Source organism: Kitasatospora sp. NPDC088779, from assembly GCF_040685395.1.
GTDB lineage: Bacteria > Actinomycetota > Actinomycetes > Streptomycetales > Streptomycetaceae > Kitasatospora.
The window spans coordinates 104,812-125,487 of record NZ_JBFBHW010000007.1; the positions used below are offsets into that span (position 1 = coordinate 104,812).

Consider the following 20,676-nt stretch of genomic DNA (forward strand, 5'->3'; position numbering starts at 1 on the left):
CACCCGGTGCCCACCGCCTGCCGGCGACGCCGAGCCCCGGGACCACCCTCCCCGCCGTGCCCGCCGCGGCCCACCCACCTCACGACTCGCACAGGAGCGCACCCATGGCCATCGAGGTCCGCATCCCGACCATCCTCCGCACCTACACCGACGGCGCCAAGGCCGTCGAGGGCACCGGCAGCAACCTCGGGGAGCTCTTCGCCGACCTCGACGCCCGCCACCCGGGCATCGCCGCCCGCCTGGTCGAGGGCGGTGAGCTGCGCCGCTTCGTCAACGTCTACCTGAACGACGAGGACGTCCGCTTCCTGGAGGGCATCTCCACCGCCCTCGCCGACGGTGACAGCGTCACCATCCTGCCCGCCGTGGCCGGCGGAGCCCGCTGACCTCCCGCCCTCCCGTCCGCCCAGCGGCGGGCGGGAGGGCGCCCTTCCGCACCCCCACCGCCGTGGCCGGAGGCCTCCCTTGCGTTACGACAGCCCGCTCGAAGCCGTCGGCAACACCCCGCTGGTCCGCCTGCCGCGGCTGTCCGCCGCCGTCCCCGGCAACACCGACGGGCAGGTGACGCTCTGGGCCAAGCTGGAGGACCGCAACCCCACCGGCTCGATCAAGGACCGCCCGGCGCTGCACATGATCGAGCGCGCCGAGGCCGCCGGCCGGCTCACCCCCGGCTGCACCATCCTGGAACCCACCAGCGGCAACACCGGCATCTCGCTCGCCATGGCCGCCAAGCTCAAGGGCTACCGGATGGTCTGCGTGATGCCCGAGAACACCAGCGAGGAACGGCGCGAACTGCTCCGCATGTGGGGCGCCGAGATCATCCCCTCGCCGGCCGCCGGCGGCTCCAACACCGCCGTCCGGATCGCCAAGGAGATCGCCGCCGAGCACCCGGACTGGGTCATGCTCTACCAGTACGGCAACCCCGACAACGCGGGCGCCCACTACGCCACCACCGGCCCCGAGATCCTCGCCGACCTGCCGACCGTCACCCACTTCGTGGCCGGCCTCGGCACCACCGGCACCCTGATGGGCGTCGGGCGCTACCTGCGCGAGAAGGTCCCCGGCGTGCGGATCGTCGCCGCCGAACCCCGCTACGACGACCTGGTGTACGGGCTGCGCAACCTCGACGAGGGCTTCGTCCCCGAGCTGTACGACGCCGCGGTGCTCACCACCCGTTTCTCGGTCGGCTCCGCGGACGCCGTCCGCCGCACCCGCGAACTCCTCCAGCAGGAGGGCATCTTCGCGGGCGTCTCGACCGGCGCGATCCTGCACGCCGCGATCGGCGTCGGCCGCAAGGCCGCGGCGGCCGGGGAGCGCGCCGACATCGTGTTCGTGGTCGCCGACGGCGGCTGGAAGTACCTGTCCACCGGCATCTACACCGCGGAGACCACCGAGGCGGCCGTCGAGGCGCTGCAGGGGCAGCTCTGGGCCTGAGAGCCCCAGCGGTGCTGGAGGGCCAGCTCCGGGCCTAGCCGCGTTGCAGGGCCTGCTGCGCGCGCGACCAGACCTGCCGGTCCACCGTGCCGGCCCGGCGGCGGAAGGCCGACAGCGGCACCTCGCGCAGCTCGTCGGTCTCCAGCCAGCTGGTGCGGCCCTGCCGGTCGCCCACCGAGGCGGGCGGCAGCGGCAGCACGCCCGGGCGTTCGGCGTGGTGTTTGCTGGTGATCTTCGCGACGGTCGCGGTGCGGCCGTGCACCCGCAGCACCAGGCACGGGCGGTCCTTCGACCCCGGGCCGTCCTCGAACGGGACCTCCGCCCACCAGATCTCCTGCGGCTGCGGCCCCGGACGGCCCTTGGCCGCCTGGCGCGGGCGCGGAGCCGTCGGACCGGCCGGTCGCGGCGCCGGGCGGGTGCGCCGGACCAGCGCCCCCACGACGGCGGCCAGGAGCGCGACGCCCGCCACCGCCAGGACCACCCAGACCCCGGTCGAACTGTTCATGGCGCGAACCGTACCGGGCCCATGGCGGCCCCCACCACCGTGAGTGCCCGGACGGCCGGGCATTTGTCCGCACCAGGCTCCCGGTTCGTCACGGAATGACCACGGTGCCCGTTCCGTGGTGAAGAGTCGCCGACGCCCGGACAGGCTGCCTCACGTACGCCCGCCCCGCCCCTCCGGAGGTGCCTCGTGGGGAGAAGCTCCGAGCTGTGGTCCTACGCCGAGATCGCCCGCCACATCAACGTGCAGGCCGAGAGCGTCCGCAACTACCGGCGGCACGGGCTGCTGCCCGACCCGGACGTCCTCGACGCCGGCGGCCACCCCCGCTGGTACCCCGACACGATCAAGGCCTGGGCCCGCAACCGCCCCCGCCACCGCTGACCCGACGGCACCCGAACGGACGGCACCGCCCCCGCCCCGGCGTTCTGGTGATTCCAGCCACAGCCCGGCACGGGGACGGGGGCAAAGTGCCGCTCCGCCCTTACTCTCGACACGCGAAGCAGTGCTACCGGCCGGTTCCACCGGCCCGGCCTGCCGTTTTCCAGCAGCAGCCAGGACGTGTCGGGGCGGAGGGGCTCGGATGAAACTGACCGTGGTGGGGTGCTCGGGGAGCTTCCCGTCCGCCGAATCGCCCTGCTCCAGCTACCTCGTCGAGGCCGACGGCTACCGCGTCGTGCTCGACCTCGGCAACGGCGCCCTCGGCGCCCTGCAGAAGTACGTGGACATCTACGAGGTCGACGCCGTCCTGCTCAGCCACCTGCACGCCGACCACTGCGTCGACCTGTGCGCCTACTGGGTCGCCCGCAACTACCGCGCCGAGGGCTGCCCCGACCCGATGCCCGTCTACGGCCCGGCCGGCACCGCCGAACGGCTCGCCCGCGCCTACGACATGCCGGAGAACCCGGGGATGAAGGAGGTCTTCGACTTCCACACCCTCACCCCCGGGGCCTTCGACCTCGGCCCGTTCCGGATCGAGGTCGCCCAGGTCAACCACCCCGTCGACGCCTTCGCCTTCCGCCTCGAACACGACGGCCGCGTGCTCGTCTACTCCGGCGACACCGGCGAGAGCGCCGAACTCGTCGAACTCGCCCGCGACGCCGACCTCTTCCTCTGCGAGGCCGCCTACATCGACGGCCGGGACACCTACCAGGCCGTCCACCTCAACGGCCGGGAGGCCGGCGAGCACGCCGCCGCCGCCCACGTCCGCCGGCTCGTCCTCACCCACATCCCCCCGTGGACCGACGCCGAGCACAACCGCCGCGACGCCGCCGCCGCGTACCCGGGCCCCGTCGAGGTCGCCCGGGCGGGTGCGGTGTACCGGATCTGAGCGGGCGGGCGGGCCGGTCGGCTCGGCGTCGGCCGTCTCAGCGTCGGCCGGGGAGCGGCAGGCCGAGGTGGTCGCGCAGGGTCGTCCCGCTGTAGTCGGTGCGGAACACCCCGCGCTCCTGGAGCAGCGGCACCACGCGGTCGACGAACGCGTCCAGGCCGCCCGGGGTCAGGTGGGGGACGAGGATGAAGCCGTCGGCCGCGTCGTTCTGCACGAAGAAGTCGATCCGCTCGGCGACCGTCGCGGGGGAGCCGATGAAGGACTGCCGGCCGGTCACCTCGATCACCAGCTCGCGGCTGGTGAGCTGCTTCTCGGCGGCCAGCGCCCGCCAGCGGGCGGCGACGGCCGACGGGTCGCCGATCCGGACCCGGCCCTGGGCCAGGGCGCTGTCCGGGTCGGGGTCGACGGCGGGCAGCGGACCGTCCGGGTCGTGGTCGGACAGGTCGATGCCCCAGACCTGTTCCAGGAAGGCGATCGTGGTCTGCGGCCCGACCTGGGCCCGGCGGACCTCGGCGGCGAGTTCGGCGGCCTCGGCGTCGGTGTCGCCGAGGGCGAAGGTGACGCCGGGCATGATCTTCAGCTCGTCCGGCTTGCGGCCGTACGCGGCGAGCCGGCGCTTGACGTCCGCGTGGAAGGCCTGGCCGTCGGCGAGGGTGGAGTGCCGGCTGAAGACGACGTCGGCGGTCGCGGCGGCGAACTCCCGGCCCTCGTCGGAGTCCCCGGCCTGGATGACCACCGGGTGGCCCTGCGGCGGGCGGGGCAGCGAGAGCCGGCCCTCGACCTCGAACTGCGGGCCGCTGTGCCGGACGGTCTCCGCTCCGCCGTCCCAGAACTCCCGGGCGAGCTGCACGAATTCGGCGGCCCGGGTGTAGCGGTCGGCGCGGTCGAGGTAGCCGCCGCGGCGGAAGTTCTCCCCGGTGAAGGCGTCCGAGGAGGTGACCACGTTCCAGGCCGCGCGCCCGCCGGAGAGGTGGTCCAACGAGGCGAACCGACGGGCCAGTTCGTACGGTTCGTTGAAGGTGGCGTTGACGGTGCCGGCCAGCCCGAGACGGGTGGTGACGGCGGCCAGCGCGTTCAGCACGGTGATCGACTCGGGGCGGCCGACCACGTCCAGGTCGTGGATGCGGCCCTTGTTCTCGCGCAGCCGCAGGCCCTCGGCGAGGAAGAAGAAGTCGAACTTCCCGCGCTCGGCGGTCTCGGCGAGGTGGCGGAAGGAGTCGAACTCGATGTGGCTGCCGGAGTCCGGGTCGCTCCACACCGTGGTGTTGTTGACGCCGGGGAAGTGCGCGGCGAGGTGGATCTGCTTGAGCGGGCGGTCCGTCATCGGGTCACCTCGGCGAGAGCGGCAGCGGACGGGGCGGCGGCAGCGGACGGGGCGGTGGCGGCGGTGTTGGTGGCGGCGTCGGTGGCGTAGCGGCTGGCCGGGCGGGCCAGGCCGAGGTGGTCGCGCAGGGTGCGGCCGGCCGCGTACCCGGCGCGGAACAGCCCCTGGGCGCGCAGCACCGGGACGACCCGTTCGGCGAGGGCGGCCAGGTCCCGTTCGGGCTCGGCGGGGACGAGGTGGAAGCCGTCGACGCCGGTGCCGATCGCGGCGAGGTCGGCGAGCAGGCGGTCGGCCGCGGCGTCGTCGGGCAGGGAGGCGTCGGTCCGGGCGAGGATGCGCAGGTGCTCGCCGGCGCGCAGCCGCAGTTCGGTGGCGGCGGCCAGCCGGGCGGCGTGGTCGGGGGCGTCCAGCAGGACGACGTCGGCGTACCGGATCGCCGCCGCGACCCGGGCGCGACCGCCGGGGGAGGCGTACGGGGCGAGGTCGACGGCGGACATCGGGACGGCGACGACCGGGCGGCCCTGCGGTGGGCGCGGGGTGATCGACGGCCCGCGGACGGAGAAGTGCGGGCCCTCGAAGTCGACGTAGTGCAGCTTGTCGCGGTCGATGAACCGCCCGGTGGCGGTGTCGCGGATCTCCGCGTCGTCCTCCCAGCTGTCCCAGAGCCGGGCGGCGACCTCGACGGCGTCGGCGGCCTCGGCCCAGAGCGCGTCCGCGGGGGCGGTCGGGCGGCGGCCGAAGGCCTTGGCCTCGGCCTCGGTGGCGGAGACGCCGACCAGCCAGCCGGCCCGGCCCCGGCTCACCCAGTCCAGCGTGTTGACCGCGATCGAGGTGTGGAACGGCTCGGTGTGGGTGGTGGTGACGGTGGGCACCAGTCCGACCCGCTCGGTCAGCGGGGCGATCCGGGCGAGGGTGGCGAGGGCGTCGGGGCGGCGCGGTTCGGGGGTGAAGGAGTCGTCGAGGGTGACGAAGTCGAGGGTGGCCCGCTCGGCGAGGCGGGCGAGGGCGGCGTAGTGCCCGGCGTCGACGTGGCCGGGGCTGTCCAGGGCGGCGGAGAGGTGCAGTTGGCGGGGCATGCTGAGGCCTGACTTTCCTCGTGCGGACGCGTGCGGGCGACGCCGGCGAACGCGCACAGGGTGTGTGCGGGTGCGTACGGCCGCGCGCGGGTGCGCGGTGGCGGCCCGGAGGCGGGCGGGGCCCGTGCGGGCGGGAGGGGAGGAACGGCGCCGGGCGGGAGGTCAGCCGGGCGGCGGGGGGAACGGTCGGCTCAGCCGCGACACGCCGCGGACCACACGCGACCGAAGTCGATGTGGCTGCGGGTCACCAGCGGGCAGGACGCGTTCACGGCTTCAGTTGACCAGTGCCTCCGCCGGTTCGTCAACCGCCGTTCCCGCCGCCCCGGGGTGGGACGCGCGACGACCCCGCCCCGCCGCTGGGGGAGCAGCGGCGGGGCGGGGTCGTGGAGTGCGGACGGGCGGGGCCTCAGGCCTTGGTCACGTCCTCGATCTCGTCGTCGTCCTCGCGACCGGGGGTCTTGAGGTCGAACTTGGTGATCGCGAAGCGGAAGAGGAAGTAGTACAGCGCGGCGAAGACCAGGCCGATCGGGATGATCAGCCACGGGTCGGTGGCCTTGCTCCAGGCCAGCGCGTAGTCGATCAGGCCGCCGGAGAAGGTGAAGCCGTCGTGCACGCCGAGCGCCCAGGTGACGGTCATCGAGACGGCGGTGAGCACCGCGTGGATGACGTACAGGGCCGGGGCGATGAAGACGAAGGCGAACTCGATCGGCTCGGTGACACCGGTGACGAAGGAGGTCAGCGCCAGCGAGACCATCATGCCGGTGATGGCCTTGCGGCGGTGCGGCTTGGCGGCGTGGGCGATGGCCAGTGCGGCGGCGGGCAGCGCGAACATCATGATCGGGAAGAAGCCGGACATGAACTGGCCGGCGGTCGGGTCGCCGGCGAAGAAGCGCGGGATGTCGCCGTGCACGATGGTGCCGTCGGCCTTGGTGAAGTCACCGGTCTGGAACCAGGCGTAGGAGTTCACGAACTGGTGCATGCCGACCGGCAGCAGACCGCGGTTGACCAGGCCGAAGGCGCCCGCGCCGAGCGCGCCGGCACCGATCAGGGTGTCGTTCAGGCTCTTGATGGCGTCGCCGACCGGGCCCCAGGTCAGGGCGAACAGGACACCGATGCCGGTGCCGACGAAGGCCATCAGGATCGGCACCAGACGGCGGCCGTTGAAGAAGCCGAGCCAGTCGACCAGCTTGGTGCGGTGGTACTTCTGCCACAGCACGGCGGCCAGCAGGCCGATCACGATGCCGCCGAGCACACCCGGGTTCTGGTAGGTCGGGTCGACCCACTTGCCGTCGGCGATGTGGCCCTTGGTGATCGGGAACGCGGTCAGCACGTTCTTGTAGACCAGGAAGCCGACCAGGGCGGCGAGGGCGGTGGAGCCGTCCGCCTTCTTGGCGAAGCCGATCGCGATACCCACCGCGAACAGCAGCGGCAGGTTGTCGAAGACCCCGCTACCGGCGGTGTTGAACACCGCGGCGACCTTGTCCCAGCCGAGGCCGTCCTTGCCGAACACGTCGTCCTGGCCGAGGCGCATCAGCAGACCGGCGGCGGGGAGCACGGCGATGGGCAGCTGGAGGCTGCGGCCGATCTTCTGCAGGCCCTGGAGCAGGTTCTGGCCGAATTTCTTGGCGGGGCTGGGCGTGGCCGGAGCCGTGGCGGGCGCCGGTGCCTGCGCTGACTGACTCATTGGGGTGGGTTCCTAACGGCATGGCGGTCGGGGGAGGGGCACAGGGGGCCGAACCGCGAACTGGTCTACACCACGTGTGGTGTAGACCAGTTTTGTAGCACGGGTGGAGAAGGGGGGGAACCCCGGAAAGCGCCCCTGCCGGGAAGCGCTATGAAATCGAAACCTAGTTGCGGAACGACGATCATGATTACCCGCCGTGATTGGGATTTTGGCTATTTGCGCAACAAAAAGACCCGGCCCCGTCCGGAGGCCCCGCCGAGGCCTCGTCAGGGGTCCGCCGCGGGCCCGGCGGTGCGCGGACGGGGGTCGGGTCGGCGGGGTTCACCGGCGGACGCGACGGTGTCCGGGCGGAGGCGGCCTCCGGAGCTCCGGTGCCCGCTGCCGGGGTCCGGGCCGGGTGCGGTGGGCGGCGGCGAAGGGGCCCACCGGGGTGTCGGACATCACGGACGGCCGGCGGTCGGGAGAAGTCCGGGCCCCACCCCGTCCGGCTTCGGCCAATCCGCGGCTTTCCGACCCCCTCGGCGCATGGTCGGGGCCGGCGGGGAAACGGTGGCGGCCGATTGCCGGCCACCGCCCGGGCCGGGCGGCGGCGGACTTTCCCCACCCCCGCGGTGCCCCCGGCCGGTGGCCCGGCGGCCGGGCGGTGCGGGTCGCCCCGGCCCCGCCCGGCACGGCTGACGGCCCGCCGGGGAATCCCCGGGGCGCATATCGGAATTGTTTTACCGCCCGGGCATTTGGTCCTTTCCGGAAATGTCGAAGGCCTCCGGACCGTCGGGTCCGGAGGCCATTGCGGGTGCTGCCCGGTGACGCTCGGTTTCAGACCTTGGTGACGTCCTCGACCTCGCTCTCGTCCTCCCGCCCGGGTGTTTTCAGATTGAATTTGACGATGATGAACCGGAAGAGCGCGTAGTACACGGCGGCGAAGCAGAGCCCGATCGGGATGATCAGCCACGGCTTGGTGGCCAGCCCCCAGTTGATGACGTAGTCGATCAGGCCGGCCGAGAAGCTGAAGCCGTCGTGCACCCCGAGCCCCCAGGTGACGGCCATCGAGGCGCCGGTCAGCAGCGCGTGCACGCCGTACAGGGCCGGGGCGACGTAGGCGAAGGAGTACTCGAGCGGTTCGGTGACGCCCGTCACGAAGGAGGTCAGGCCGACCGAGAGCATCAGGCCGTAGATCTCCTTGCGGCGGTGCGGTTTCGCCGAGTGCGCGATCGCCAGTGCGGCGGCGGGCAGCGCGAACATCATGATCGGGAAGAATCCGGACTGGAACTGGCCGGCCGTCGGGTCACCCGCCAGGAAGCGCGGGATGTCGCCGTGCGCGATGGTGCCGTCCGGCTTGATGAACTCGCCGAACTGGAACCAGACGAATGTGTTCAGCAGCTGGTGCATGCCGATCAGCAGCAGCGCGCGGTTGAACAGGCCGAAGATGCCGGCGCCGCCCGCGCCCAGGTCGGCCAGGGTCTGGCTGAAGTCGTTGAGCCCGCGGCCGATCGGCGGCCAGACCCAGAGCGCCACGCAGGCGGTGGCCAGGCCCACCACCGCGGTGATCATCGGCACCAGGCGGCGGCCGTTGAAGAAGCCCAGCCAGTCGACCAGCCTGGTGCGGTGGAAGCGGACCCAGAGCCAGGCCGACATCAGGCCGATCAGGATGCCGCCCAGGACGCCCGGGTTCTGGTACGTCGCGGCCGCCGCCTTGGCCGAGCTGTAGTCCACGCACTGGCCGGTCCAGGCGTCGGTGACCAGGACCGTCCCGTTCTTGCAGTTCTCCGGGAACGCGTGCAGGACCTTGTAGTAGACGAGGAAGCCCACCACGGCGGCCAGCGCGGTGGAACCGTCCGCCTTCTTCGCCATGCCGATCGCCACACCGACGCAGAACAGCATCGGCAGGCCGAACGAGGAGTCCAGCAGGGCGCCGCCGGCCGAGGCGAAGACCTTGGCGACGTCGGTCCAGCCGAGGCCGTCCTTGCCGAAGACGTCGGGCTGGCCGAGCCGGTTGAGGATGCCGGCCGCGGGGAGCACCGCCACCGGGAGCTGCAGGGAGCGGCCCATCTTCTGGAGGCCGCCGTAGAAGGTGTGCCACCACACGCGCTGCGGGGCCGTGGCGCCTGCCGAACTCATCCTTCGCCCTCCGAGAGCAGTTGCCGGCCGGTGGCCCCCGGCGGGACCCCCGGGCGGGGATCCGGAACACCCGGGGTCCTTTCTGCGTTCATCGGAGTACACATATATTGGTGTAGACCACTTTGGGACGCAGGCCGCACTCCGGGCACGAGCCCGCTGCTCGTCATCCTCTGGTGGCGGTCGGGACCGTGCGCGCCGGAATGGGCCAAAAGTGGACTAACGTGGCAGATCGGACCGGAGCAGGTGATGCTGGTCGCGCTGCCCGGCGGCGCGACCGCGGCTGAACCCGCGTCAGCACCGGTACCGACCACGCCGGCCACCGGTCGGCGGACACCCCAGTACAGCGCAGGACGGCACCCGGCAGAGCGGCCGGCGGGCCGAGACAGAGGGAGAAATCAGATGGCCAGCAAGGCTGAGAAGATCGTCGCCGGTCTGGGCGGCATCGACAACATCGAAGAGGTCGAGGGCTGCATCACCCGCCTTCGCACCGAGGTCAAGGACGCCTCCCTGGTCAACGAGGCCGCCCTCAAGGCCGCCGGCGCCCACGGCGTCGTCAAGATGGGCACCGCCATCCAGGTCGTCATCGGCACCGACGCCGACCCGATCGCCGCTGACATCGAGGACATGATGTGAGCTGAGCCACCGGGCTCACCCCACCCCCGGCCCGCCGCCCCACCCGGGAACGGCGGGCCGAGGCGCACCCGGGGACGGCGCCGAGCGCAGCCGGGGAGCGGCGCCCAGCCGCACCCCGGCGGGCCGAGGCGCACCCGGAACACCCGCTCCGAGCGACTACGCTCAGTGCCTATGTCACGCATCGACGGCCGCACCCCCGACCAGCTCCGCCCCATCACCATCGAACGGGGCTGGAGCAAGCACGCCGAAGGATCCGTCCTCATCTCCTACGGCGACACCAAGGTGCTGTGCACCGCCAGCGTCACCGAGGGCGTCCCCCGCTGGCGCAAGGGCAGCGGCGAAGGCTGGGTCACCGCCGAGTACTCCATGCTCCCGCGCGCCACCAACACCCGCGGCGACCGCGAGGCCGTCAAGGGCCGCATCGGCGGCCGCACCCACGAGATCAGCCGGCTCATCGGCCGCTCGCTGCGCGCCGTCGTCGACCACCGCGCCCTCGCCGAGAACACCATCGTCCTCGACTGCGACGTCCTCCAGGCCGACGGCGGCACCCGCACCGCCGCCATCACCGGCGCCTACGTCGCCCTCGCCGACGCGGTCGCCTGGGCCCGCGACCGCAAGCTCCTGCGCGCCAAGGGCCAGCCCATCACCGGCGGCGTCAGCGCCGTCAGCGTCGGCATCATCGACGGCGTCCCGATGCTCGACCTCCAGTACGAGGAGGACGTCCGCGCCGAGACCGACATGAACATCGTCTGCACCTCCGACGGCCGCTTCGTCGAGGTCCAGGGCACCGCCGAGGGCGCCCCCTTCGACCGCGCCCTGCTCGACCGCCTGCTCGACCTCGGCACCCTGGGCTGCGCCGAGCTCGACGAGATCCAGCGCAAGGCCCTGGAGGCCTGAACCGGTTCGGCCCACGGCGCCGTGGACCCGGATGTACCCGCAGCCGTACGGGCCGCTGTACACGCCGGGCCCGAAGCCCGTACGGTTCCCGCAGCACCCCTGCTGCGGGAACCGCGCACCCCCCGGCGCGCGTCCCGTCCCACGGAACCCGCGCGCCCCACAGGAGGACCGGATGCCGTCCAGCATCGCCCGCCCCGCCGCCCTCGCCGTGGCCGGCCTGATCGCCATCCTCCCGCTCAGCATGGTCAGTTGCTCTGCGGCCCAGAAGGCGATCGACTGCGGCAGCACGGCGGTCAGGATCACCGGTGACCTCGCCGACGTCACCAGCGCCTACGGCAACGCGAGCAACGACTCGGCGGCCGCCGGGAAGGCGCTGGAGAAGCTCAGGACCGACCTCAACCAGGTCGGCAAGAACTCCAAGAACACCGACGTCGCCAAGGCCGTCGCCGACCTGCAGAAGCAGGCCGACAAGGTCCAGCAGGCCGTCGACAAGAAGGAGGTCCCCGACCTCAAGCCGCTCGGCGACGCGGCCGGCAACCTCACCTCGGTCTGCACCGGCTGACGCCGGGACGGCTGCCGATAGGGTGGGCGATATGTCCACCCGATTGATCCTCGCCACCCGTAACCAGCACAAGGTCGCCGAACTCCGCGCCATCCTCGGCGAGGCCGGCCTGGACGTCGAACTCGTCGGCGCCGACGCCTACCCCGAGATCCCGGACGTCCCGGAGACCGGCGTCACCTTCGCGGAGAACGCGCTCCTCAAGGCTCACGCCCTCGCCCGCGCCACCGGCCTGCCCGCCGTCGCCGACGACTCCGGCCTCTGCGTCGACGTCCTGAACGGCGCCCCCGGCATCTTCTCCGCCCGCTGGGCCGGCAAGCACGGCGACGACCGCGCCAACCTCGACCTGCTGCTCGCCCAGCTCTCCGACATCTCCGACCCGCACCGCGGCGCCCACTTCTTCTGCGCCGCCGCCCTCGCCCTCCCCGACGGCACCGAGCGCGTCGTCGAGGGCCGCCTCCTCGGCACCCTGCGCACCGCCCCCTCCGGCGACGGCGGCTTCGGCTACGACCCGATCCTCCAGCCCCTCGGCGAGACCCGCACCTGCGCCGAACTCACCCCCGCCGAGAAGAACGCCATCAGCCACCGCGGCCTGGCCTTCCGCGGCCTCGCCCCGGTCGTCAAGGACCTCCTGGGCTGACGGCCGGTCGGAGAGCGCCGAAGGCCCGCCTCGGATCATTCCGGGGCGGGCCTTCGAATCTAAGGCTAGTGCGGCCTGAGGGACTTGAACCCTCACGGGATTTCTCCCACGGGCACCTAAAACCCGGGCGTCTGCCGATTCCGCCAAGGCCGCATGGCCTCTAGTCTAGGGCTTCGCCCGTGCCGGGGCACCGTCCTTTCCGGTGCGGCACCGTCCCGGATGCGGGCGGGCGGTGGTGTCGAGGGGGTCGGCGGCGGGTTCGGCGGCGGGTTCAGTGGGGGCGTTCGGTCGCGGGGTGACGGGGTTTCGGCCAAGGGGTGACTTGTTGCCGTCGGTGGGGTGACCGGCGGGGTTGGGGATTTGATTACCAATTGGTACAGACCTATTGACCTATGTGGTTCAGACCACATAGCTTCGGCGCCAATTGCAATCCCCCCACGTGCGTGCTCCCCCACAGGCACGCGCCGACACTCTCTCCCGGAGGACCGAGTGTTGATCCGAAACACGGCGGAGCGGCGTCCCACCGCCGCACTCCGCCGCAAGAGCCCTGCTGCCCGGGCGGGCGCGGTCGCGCTGGCGGCGGCCGGTCTGGCCGGTCTGCTGCTGTCGACGCTGGGCGCGGTGCCCTCGCAGGCGTCCGCGACCGTCGACAACGGGGCCTGTCGCCCCGACGGCCTGTACCAGACGCCCGGGGTGGACGTCCCGTACTGCTCGGTCTACGACACCGGCGGCCGCGAGAAGATGGGCGCGGACCACCAGCGCCGCATCATCGGCTACTTCACCGGCTGGCGCACCGGCAAGAACGGCGACCAGCCCTACCTGGTGAACGACATCCCCTGGGACAAGGTCACCCACCTCAACTACGCGTTCGGCCACGTCGGCGGTGACAACAAGCTCTCCGTCGGCACCGACGGCCCGACCAACGAGGCCACCGGGATCTCCTTCCCGGGCGTGCCCGGCGCCGAGCTGGACCCGACGCTGCCCTACAAGGGCCACTTCAATCTGCTGACGAAGTTCAAGAAGCAGTACCCGAACGTCAAGACCCTGATCTCGGTGGGCGGTTGGACCGAGACCGGCGGCTACTTCGGGGACGACGGCAAGCGCGTCAACTCCGGCGGCTTCTACTCGATGACCGTCAACCCGGACGGCAGCGTCAACCAGGCCGGCATCGACACCTTCGCCGCCTCGTCCGTCGACTTCATCCGCAAGTACGGTTTCAACGGCGTCGACGTCGACTACGAGTACCCGACCTCGATGAAGGACGCCGGCAACCCGCTGGACTGGCAGCTCGCCAACTCCAAGCGCGGCTCGCTGGCGAAGGGCTACGCGGCGCTGATGAAGACGCTGCGCGAGAACCTGGACCGGGCCGGCGCCGCCGACGGCAGGCACTACCTGCTGTCGGTCGCGGCCCCGTCGTCCGGCTACCTGCTGCGCGGCATGGAGACCTTCCAGGTGGCGCAGTACCTGGACTACGTCAACATCATGTCGTACGACCTGCACGGCGCCTGGAACAAGTACGTCGGCCCGAACGCCTCGCTGTTCGACGACGGCAAGGACGGCGAGCTGGCGGCGGCCAACGTGTACGGCACCGGCCAGTACGGCGGCATCGGCTACCTGAACGCCGACTGGTCGTACCACTACTTCCGCGGTGCGATGCCGGGCGGCCGGATCAACGTCGGCCTGCCGTACTACACCCGGGGCTTCAAGAACGTCACGGGCGGCACCAACGGCCTCTGGGGCACCGCGGCGGCGACCACCTGCCCGGTCGGTTCCGGCCTGACCTCCTGCGGTGACGGCGCGGTCGGCATCGACAACATCTGGAACGACAAGGACGACGCGGGCAAGGAGTCCCCGGCCGGGTCGAACCCGATGTGGCACGCGAAGAACCTGGAGAAGGGCATCCTGCCCGACTACCTGGCCAAGTACGGCGTGAAGGACACCGCGCTGCAGGGCACCTACGCCCGCAACTACAGCAGCAGCCTGGTGGCGCCGTGGCTGTGGAACGACACCAAGAAGGTGTTCCTCTCCACCGAGGACGAGCAGTCGGTGGGTGCCAAGGCGGACTACATCGTCAACCAGGGCGCCGGCGGCGCGATGATCTGGGAGCTCGCGGGCGACTACAAGTGGGACGCGAGCGCCAACGGCGGCAAGGGCGAGTACGTGCCGGGTTCGACGCTGACCTCGCTGATGTACGACAAGTTCAAGGCGGCCACGCCGTACGGCGCGACCCGTTCGACGGTCTCGCTGCCGCAGCAGACCCTGCCGATCGACGTGTCGTTCACCAACTTCGCGCTGGGTGACTCGAACTACCCGATCAACCCGAAGATCCACATCGTCAACAACTCGACGACGACCCTGCCGGGCGGTACCGAGTTCCAGTTCGACTACAGCAACTCGGCTCCGGGCAACGCCAAGGACCAGTCAGGTTTCGGCCTCCAGGTCATCCGGCAGGACAACCCCGGTCCGGGCAACGTGGGCGGCCTGAAGGGCACCTACAACCGGGTGTCGGTCAAGCTGCCGGGCTGGCAGTCGCTGGCTCCGGGCGCCTCGGTGGACCTGGACTTCGTCTACTACCTGCCGGTCTCGACCCCGTCGAACTGGACGGTCAACGTGAACGGCACGCTGTACGGGCTCAAGGGCGACCTGACCCGGGGCACGGTGGACGGCGGCACGCCGACCCCGACCCCGACCCCGACGCCGACCGCGACCGTCACCGCTTCGCCGACCGCGACCGCCTCCCCGACGGCGACCGCCTCGCCCACCGCCACGGCCTCGCCGACCGCGACGGCCACCGCGACCGCCACCCCGACGACGGGGGCCTGCACGGCCGCCCCGAGCTGGGACGCGGGCACCACCTACGCGGCCACCACCAAGGTGTCGTGGAAGGGCCACTACTACCAGAACAAGTGGTGGACCAAGGGCGACGACCCCGCGGCCAGCGGCTCGTGGGGCGTCTGGAGCGACCTCGGGGCCTGCTGACGGCGCCCTGAGGTGAGAGACGGCGGTGGCGGTGCACCCGGTCGGGGGGTGTGCCGCCACCGCTTCGTTCAGCGAGGCACCGGGAGAGCGAGGTGCCGGGCCGTCGAGCGCCAGGCCTTCGAGCGTCAGGCCGTCTCGACCTTGAGGTCGCGCAGCAGCTTGGCGACGTGCCCGGTGGCCTTCACGTTGTACAGTGCGCGCTCGACCTTGCCCTGCTCGTCCACGATCACGGTGGAGCGGATCACGCCGACGTAGGTGCGGCCGTAGTTCTGCTTCTCGCCGTAGGCGCCGTAGGCCTCCAGCACCTGGTGGTCCGGGTCGGACACCAGGGTGACCTTGAGGTTCTCGGCCTCGCGGAACTTGCCGAGCTTCTCCGGCTTGTCCGGGGAGATGCCGATGACGTCGTAGCCGGCGCCGGCGAGGACCTCCAGGTTGTCGGTGAAGTCGCAGGCCTGCTTGGTGCAGCCGGGGGTGAGCGCGGCCGGGTAGAAGTAGACGATGACCTTGCGGCCCAGGTGGTCGGCGAGGGACACCTGGTTGCCGTCGGCGTCGGACAGGCTGAAGGCGGGCGCGGTGTCGCCGGGCTGGAGACGCTCACTCACGGGTAAATCTCCTGTTGCTGGGGCGGGCGGTCATAGCACGGCAAACTTACCCCCGATGGTGGGTGGGGTCGCGCGGCCCTGCTCGGCAACTGACAGACTGGGTCAGTCGCACAGGACAACATCAGCAAGTGAATGGGGTGGCCCGAGTGGGCGAGGCGAGCACGAAGGACAAGTCGGCGCGGACGACCGCCCAGATCGAGGCGGACATCTCCCGGACCCGCACCCAGCTGGCGGCCACCCTGGACGAGCTGGCCGTGCGCGTCCACCCGAGCACGATCAGCGCCCAGGTGAAGGCGAAGGCCGTGGCCGCCGTCGAGGAGAAGGCCGGCCGGGCGTACGTGGCCGCCAACGGCGTGGTGGAGAAGGTGCGGGCGCAGTTCGTGGACGAGAAGGGGCAGCCGCGCACGGAGCGGATCGTCCCGGCCGCGCTGGTCGGCGTGGGCGTGCTGCTGCTGGTGGCTTCCGCCCGGAAGCGCCGCAAGGGCTGAACGGGCACGGGGTGAGGGCCGGGCGCGGGAGGCGTCCGGCCTTCGGTGTGCCCGGGCCCGGGAGGTGCGCCCGGCTCTGGGGGGTGTGCCCGGGCCCGGGTGCGTGTCCGGCCCCGCGGGCGCCGCGGCTTCCCGCATGCCGGGCCAGCGTCACGCCGCGCGCCCGGGGGCGGTACCTTCGGGATCGTGAGTACGAACGACGAACCGACCCCGCAGGCCTCCTCCGCCGCACCCGAGTACGAGGCGGCGCGGCACGACCGGCTGGGCGAGAAGCTGCCGATCCGGATGCTGCACGACCGCGTGCTGGTGCGGATCGAGGGCAGCGAGGGCGAGCGCCGCTCGACCGGCGGCATCCTGATCCCCGCGACCGCGGAGCTGTCCAAGCGCTGCACCTGGGCGGAGGCCGTCGCGGTGGGCCAGAGCGTCCGCTCGGTGGAGCCGGGCGACCGGGTGCTGTACGACCCGGAGGACAAGCTGGAGGTCGAGGTCCGCGGCGCCACCTACGTGCTGCTGCGCGAGCGTGACCTGCACGCGGTGGCGGCGACCCGCTTCGGCGACACGGAGGGCTCGACCGGGCTCTACCTCTGAACCTCTGAGCACGGACGTGGCGTGAGCCGGTCGGGGCGGTGCCCCGGCCGGCTCCTTGCGTCCGGGCCTGTCGGTGGTGGGGGCTAGGGTCCGGGCATGACGAGGCGTGTGCCGGTGATCGGCGAGGGTGAGCGGCGGGCCCGGGTGGGGCGGCGGCAGTTGCTGGCGCCGTCGGTGCGGGTGGCGCGGGTGGAGCAGGTGGCGGACGCGCTGGTGGGGCTGCACGCGTCGGACCCGGCGACGGTGTACCTGTCGGCGTGCGCGCGGCTGGTGGAGCCGTCGGTGGCGGAGGTGGACCGGGCGCTGTACGAGGACGTCACGCTGGTGAAGCTGCTGTCGATGCGGCGGACGCTGTTCGCGGTGACGGAGGGCTTCGCGCCGCACGTGAGTTCGTCGACGGCGCGGGCGATCGCGGCGAGGGAGCGGGCGACGCTGCTCAAGCACCTGCGGGACCACGCGGACGGCTGGGACGAGGCGCGGCTGGCCGGGGCGGAGCGCGCGGTGCTGGCCGCCGTGGCCCGGCGCGGCGAGGCGACGACGAAGGAACTCGGCGACGACGTGCCGGAGTTGCGCGAGACGATGCTGATGTCGGCGGGCAAGCCGTACGAGAACCGGCAGAGCGTGGGCAGTCGGCTGCTGCGGCTGCTGGCCGCGGACGGGCACGTGCGGCGGGGCCGCCCGCGCGGGTCGTGGCTGAGCAACGTCTATCCGTGGGCGCCGGTGCCGCAGTGGCCGGAGGCGCCGGTGCGGGAGGCGAAGGCGGAGGTGGTGCGGCGCTGGCTGGCCGGGTACGGCCCGGCGACCGTCGAGGACGTGAAGTGGTGGACGGGCTGGACGCTGGGGGACACCCGCCGGGCGCTGGCGGACGTGGGCGCCGAGGACGTGGAGCTGGCGGGCGGGGCGGCGGCGCTGGTGCTGCCGGGGGACGCCGGGCCGGTGGCGGAGCCGGAGCCGTGGGCGGCGCTGCTGCCGGGGCTGGATCCGACGGTGATGGGCTGGCGGGGGCGGGACTGGTACCTGCGGCCGGAGGACGTGCCGGCGCTGTTCGACCGGGCGGGCAACGCCGGGCCGACGGTGTGGTGGTGCGGCCGGGTGGTGGGCGGCTGGGCGCAGCGGCCGGACGGTGAGGTGGTGTGGCGGCTGTTCGGTGATGTGGGGGCGGAGGCCGGGGCGGCGATCGCGGCGGAGGCGGCGCGCCTGGCGGGCTGGTTGGGGGATGTGCGGGTGACGCCGCGGTTCCGGTCGCCGTTGGAGCGGGAGTTGGTGGCGGGGTAGTTCACCGGCCGGCGGGGTGGTTCACCGCTCGGGGGGGGGCACCGCTCAGGGGGTTGCTCACTGGGCGGGAGGGGTGGCTCGCTGGGCCGGTGGTGTCGCGCTCGTCGCCGGGTTGGTGGCGGCGCCGGTGGTGCTGGGTGGCGTGGTCGGGTGGGTGGGCCGGGTCTGGGTGGGTCGGGGGGTGGGGCTGGACTGCTCCTGGGTGGCGGTGGGCTGGGGTGCCTGCGGGCTGGGCTGTTCCTGGGTGGTGGTGGGCTGCGGGGCGGGCGCGCTGGGGGCGTGGGTGGGGGTGTCGGGCACGGGGGTGCTGCTGGGGGGTTCCTCGCTGCTGCCGCCGCCGGTGGTGGGGGCGGTGGCGGTGGGGCTGGGGGTGGTGGTGGCGCTGCTGCTGGGGCTGAATCCGGGGGCGGGGGTGTCGCGGCCGGTCTGGAGGTCGAACTGCTGGGTGGCGGTGCCGTCGAGGGCGGCGCTCATGTAGGCGGTCCAGATCCGGGTGGGGAAGGTGCCGCCGTTGATCCGGGCGAGTCCCGCGGTGCCGGCCAGTGGTTCCTTGGCGTGGGTCTTCGGGTTCTCGCGGAACAGGCCGACGGTGGTGGCGAGTTCGGGGGTGTAGCCGGCGAACCAGGCGGAGAGGTTGGAGTCGGTGGTGCCGGTCTTGCCGGCGGCGGGGCGGCCGAGGTCGAGGGCGGCGGCGCCGGTGCCGCGGGGGCCGATGACGTCGCGCAGGACGTCGGTGACGGTGTCGGCGTAGGGCCGGTCGATGGCGTCGACGGGGGTGTGGTCGGGCATCTTGGGGGCGTCGACGGCGCCGCCGGTGTGGACGCGTGCGAGCTTGAGGACGGACCACGGGGCGTTCGCCTGGCCGTGGTTGGCGAGGGTGGCGTAGGCGCCGGCCAGGTCGAGGGCGCTGGGGGTGGCGGTGCCGAGGGTCATCGAGGTGTTGGCCGGGTCCATGCCGCGGACGCTGTCGGGGATGCCGAGTTTGACGGCGGTGTCGCGGACGCGGGCGAGGCCGGCGTCGACGCCCTCCTGCGCGTACACGGAGTTGACGGACTTCACCATGGCGTAGCGCAGGGTGATGTTGCCGTAGTCGACGTCGTCCTCGTTGGGCGGCGCGTAGGGGGTGGGGCCGCCGGTGACGGGGCGTTCGCTGGTGCCGTCGTAGCGGGTGTCGGGGGTGATCTGCCGGCCGTCGAGGGTGTGCTGGGCGATGAGGCCGGCGGCGAGGTCGACGGGTTTGAAGGTGGAGCCGATCTGGTTGTCCTGGCGCAGGGCGTCGTTGTAGGGCTGTTTGGCGTAGTCGGGGCCGCCGTAGACGGCGACGACGCGGCCGGTGGCGGCTTCGACGGAGGCGCCGGCGACCCGGACGTCGGTGTCGGTGGCGGGGCGGCGCCGGGGGTCGAGTTCGTCGGTGAGTTCGTCCTGGACGGCCTGGTGGAAGGCGTCCTGCTTGGGCTTGTCGAAGGTGGTGGTGATGCGCCAGCCGCCGGCCTTGAGGGTGGCGGTGTCGATGATGCCGGCGGAGACGAGGTAGTCGTCGGCGACGCCGACGAGGTAGCCGGCCTGGCCGGAGAGGCCGGTGGCGGGCTGGGGGTCGATCGGTTCGGGGAAGGTGGTGGCGGTGCGTTCGGCGTCGGTGAGGAAGCCGAGTTGGACCATGCCGTCGAGGGTGTAGTGCCAGCGGGCGATGGCCTTCTCGCGGTTGGCGGGGGTGGCGGTCTTGACGTCGTAGCTGCTGGGGGCCTGGAGGAGGGAGGCGAGGTAGGCGCCCTGGGCGAGGGTGAGGGCGGAGACGTCGACGCCGTAGTAGGCGTGGGCGGCGCTCTGGATGCCGTAGGCGCCGCGGCCGAAGTAGCTGCTGTTGAGGTAGCCGGCGAGGATCTCGGGCTTGTCGCGCTGTTGGTCGACCTTGAGGGCGATGAAGAGTTCGCGGCCCTTGCGTTCGATGGTCTTGTCCTGCGTCAGGTAGTAGTTCTTGACGTACTGCTGGGTGATGGTGGAGCCGCCCTGCGTGCCCTTGCCGGTGAGGGTGTTCCAGCCGGCCCGGAGCATGCCTTTGAGGTCGATGCCGCGGTTGCGGTAGAAGGTGCGGTCCTCGGCGGAGACGACGGCGTGCTGGGTCTGCGGGGGGATCTGGTCGATGGTGACGTCGGTGCGGTTGACGGCGCCGGTGCGGGCGATCTCGGTGGTGTCGTCGGCGTAGAGGTAGATGTTGTTCTGGGCGACGGCGTGGGCGTTGGGATCGGGCACCGGGACGATGACGTAGAGCACGGCGAAGGCGCCGACGGTGAGCAGGAGCGCGGCGGTGAGGGCGCCGAGCGTGATGCGCCAGGTGGGCAGGAGCCGGCGCCAGCGGGGGAGGGCTCGGCGGGCCGCGCGGCGGGCGGCTCGTTTGGCCTGGCGTCGGGTGCTCAAGGTCATGCCGCGATTATGTGCTATTTGATGGCCGATCAGGGGTTGGTCGGGGGGTTGGCGTGCTCGGGGAAACCGGGTGCGGCGGCTGGTCCTCGGCGCTACGGTGAAAGGTGCAAACCAGGTAGCGCCTCACGTGGC

At 72.3% G+C, this 20,676-nt stretch carries 19 protein-coding genes and 1 tRNA gene; 12 read left to right on the top strand and 8 right to left on the bottom strand.

What is annotated here, in order from left to right:
- Window positions 1-104: 104 nt before the first annotated feature.
- Both AB0P03_RS08620 and AB0P03_RS08625 read left to right on the top strand, forming a co-directional pair.
- Entirely contained in the window at window positions 105-383 is a 279-nt protein-coding gene (locus AB0P03_RS08620) for a MoaD/ThiS family protein (RefSeq protein ID WP_363370276.1), read from the top strand.
- Window positions 384-462: 79 nt separating this feature from the next.
- A complete protein-coding gene (locus tag AB0P03_RS08625) occupies window positions 463-1,431 on the top strand; it encodes a cysteine synthase (RefSeq protein WP_363583759.1) in 969 nt (322 codons plus the stop codon).
- A 34-nt stretch (window positions 1,432-1,465) separates the two neighbouring features.
- On the opposite strand, the gene AB0P03_RS08630 is transcribed toward AB0P03_RS08625, so the two are convergent.
- Window positions 1,466-1,936 (bottom strand): type II toxin-antitoxin system PemK/MazF family toxin, encoded by a 471-nt coding sequence (locus AB0P03_RS08630; protein WP_363628116.1) that lies wholly within the window; start codon window positions 1,934-1,936, stop codon window positions 1,466-1,468.
- A 186-nt stretch (window positions 1,937-2,122) separates the two neighbouring features.
- On the opposite strand from AB0P03_RS08630, the gene AB0P03_RS08635 reads away from it, so the two are divergent.
- Window positions 2,123-2,314 carry a MarR family transcriptional regulator gene (locus tag AB0P03_RS08635; protein ID WP_363583755.1) on the top strand — a complete coding sequence of 64 codons (192 nt, stop codon included), beginning with the start codon at window positions 2,123-2,125 and terminating at the stop codon, window positions 2,312-2,314.
- A 199-nt stretch (window positions 2,315-2,513) separates the two neighbouring features.
- Window positions 2,514-3,260: an MBL fold metallo-hydrolase gene (locus AB0P03_RS08640; RefSeq protein WP_363628117.1), complete on the top strand. Its 747-nt coding sequence runs from the start codon at window positions 2,514-2,516 to the stop codon at window positions 3,258-3,260.
- Window positions 3,261-3,297: 37 nt separating this feature from the next.
- On the opposite strand, the gene AB0P03_RS08645 is transcribed toward AB0P03_RS08640, so the two are convergent.
- The 4 genes from AB0P03_RS08645 to AB0P03_RS08660 all read right to left on the bottom strand — a co-directional run bounded on the left by AB0P03_RS08645 (window position 3,298) and on the right by AB0P03_RS08660 (window position 9,462).
- Entirely contained in the window at window positions 3,298-4,584 is a 1,287-nt protein-coding gene (locus tag AB0P03_RS08645; protein ID WP_363628118.1) for an LLM class flavin-dependent oxidoreductase, read from the bottom strand.
- Window positions 4,581-5,660 carry an LLM class flavin-dependent oxidoreductase gene (locus tag AB0P03_RS08650; RefSeq protein WP_363628119.1) on the bottom strand — a complete coding sequence of 360 codons (1,080 nt, stop codon included), beginning with the start codon at window positions 5,658-5,660 and terminating at the stop codon, window positions 4,581-4,583. Before AB0P03_RS08650 ends, AB0P03_RS08645 begins: the two co-directional genes overlap by 4 nt.
- Before the next feature lie 406 nt (window positions 5,661-6,066).
- Window positions 6,067-7,344: a PTS transporter subunit EIIC gene (locus AB0P03_RS08655; protein ID WP_363628120.1), complete on the bottom strand. Its 1,278-nt coding sequence runs from the start codon at window positions 7,342-7,344 to the stop codon at window positions 6,067-6,069.
- A gap of 816 nt (window positions 7,345-8,160) precedes the next feature.
- Window positions 8,161-9,462 carry a PTS transporter subunit EIIC gene (locus tag AB0P03_RS08660; protein WP_363583747.1) on the bottom strand — a complete coding sequence of 434 codons (1,302 nt, stop codon included), beginning with the start codon at window positions 9,460-9,462 and terminating at the stop codon, window positions 8,161-8,163.
- A 399-nt stretch (window positions 9,463-9,861) separates the two neighbouring features.
- On the opposite strand from AB0P03_RS08660, the gene AB0P03_RS08665 reads away from it, so the two are divergent.
- The 4 genes from AB0P03_RS08665 to rdgB all read left to right on the top strand — a co-directional run bounded on the left by AB0P03_RS08665 (window position 9,862) and on the right by rdgB (window position 12,191).
- Complete coding sequence (locus AB0P03_RS08665; protein WP_063349220.1) at window positions 9,862-10,095, top strand: PTS glucose/sucrose transporter subunit IIB; 234 nt, start codon at window positions 9,862-9,864, stop codon at window positions 10,093-10,095.
- A 171-nt stretch (window positions 10,096-10,266) separates the two neighbouring features.
- Entirely contained in the window at window positions 10,267-10,992 is a 726-nt protein-coding gene (gene rph, locus AB0P03_RS08670; protein ID WP_350881205.1) for a ribonuclease PH, read from the top strand.
- Between the two features lie 172 nt (window positions 10,993-11,164).
- Complete coding sequence (locus tag AB0P03_RS08675) at window positions 11,165-11,554, top strand: hypothetical protein (protein WP_363583744.1); 390 nt, start codon at window positions 11,165-11,167, stop codon at window positions 11,552-11,554.
- Between the two features lie 31 nt (window positions 11,555-11,585).
- Window positions 11,586-12,191 (top strand): RdgB/HAM1 family non-canonical purine NTP pyrophosphatase, encoded by a 606-nt coding sequence (gene rdgB, locus AB0P03_RS08680; protein ID WP_350881208.1) that lies wholly within the window; start codon window positions 11,586-11,588, stop codon window positions 12,189-12,191.
- A 69-nt stretch (window positions 12,192-12,260) separates the two neighbouring features.
- Here rdgB and AB0P03_RS08685 read toward each other — a convergent pair.
- Window positions 12,261-12,344, bottom strand: a tRNA-Leu gene (locus AB0P03_RS08685).
- A 420-nt stretch (window positions 12,345-12,764) separates the two neighbouring features.
- Here AB0P03_RS08685 and AB0P03_RS08690 point away from each other — a divergent pair.
- Entirely contained in the window at window positions 12,765-15,170 is a 2,406-nt protein-coding gene (locus tag AB0P03_RS08690; protein ID WP_363628197.1) for a chitinase C-terminal domain-containing protein, read from the top strand.
- Window positions 15,171-15,295: 125 nt separating this feature from the next.
- On the opposite strand, the gene bcp is transcribed toward AB0P03_RS08690, so the two are convergent.
- Window positions 15,296-15,772 carry a thioredoxin-dependent thiol peroxidase gene (gene bcp, locus AB0P03_RS08695; RefSeq protein ID WP_363583740.1) on the bottom strand — a complete coding sequence of 159 codons (477 nt, stop codon included), beginning with the start codon at window positions 15,770-15,772 and terminating at the stop codon, window positions 15,296-15,298.
- Between the two features lie 146 nt (window positions 15,773-15,918).
- On the opposite strand from bcp, the gene AB0P03_RS08700 reads away from it, so the two are divergent.
- The 3 genes from AB0P03_RS08700 to AB0P03_RS08710 all read left to right on the top strand — a co-directional run bounded on the left by AB0P03_RS08700 (window position 15,919) and on the right by AB0P03_RS08710 (window position 18,123).
- The gene (locus AB0P03_RS08700; RefSeq protein WP_063349226.1) at window positions 15,919-16,260 is read left to right on the top strand and encodes a DUF3618 domain-containing protein; all 342 of its coding nucleotides are present in this window, start codon (window positions 15,919-15,921) and stop codon (window positions 16,258-16,260) included.
- A 285-nt stretch (window positions 16,261-16,545) separates the two neighbouring features.
- Window positions 16,546-16,848, top strand: coding sequence for a co-chaperone GroES (locus tag AB0P03_RS08705; protein ID WP_079136310.1), 303 nt, complete (start codon window positions 16,546-16,548; stop codon window positions 16,846-16,848).
- A 96-nt stretch (window positions 16,849-16,944) separates the two neighbouring features.
- On the top strand, window positions 16,945-18,123 hold the full coding sequence (locus AB0P03_RS08710) for a winged helix DNA-binding domain-containing protein (protein ID WP_363583738.1): 1,179 nt from the start codon (window positions 16,945-16,947) through the stop codon (window positions 18,121-18,123).
- A gap of 57 nt (window positions 18,124-18,180) precedes the next feature.
- Here AB0P03_RS08710 and AB0P03_RS08715 read toward each other — a convergent pair whose 3' ends face one another.
- Complete coding sequence (locus AB0P03_RS08715) at window positions 18,181-20,544, bottom strand: transglycosylase domain-containing protein (protein WP_363628121.1); 2,364 nt, start codon at window positions 20,542-20,544, stop codon at window positions 18,181-18,183.
- Between the last annotated feature and the right edge of the window lie 132 nt (window positions 20,545-20,676).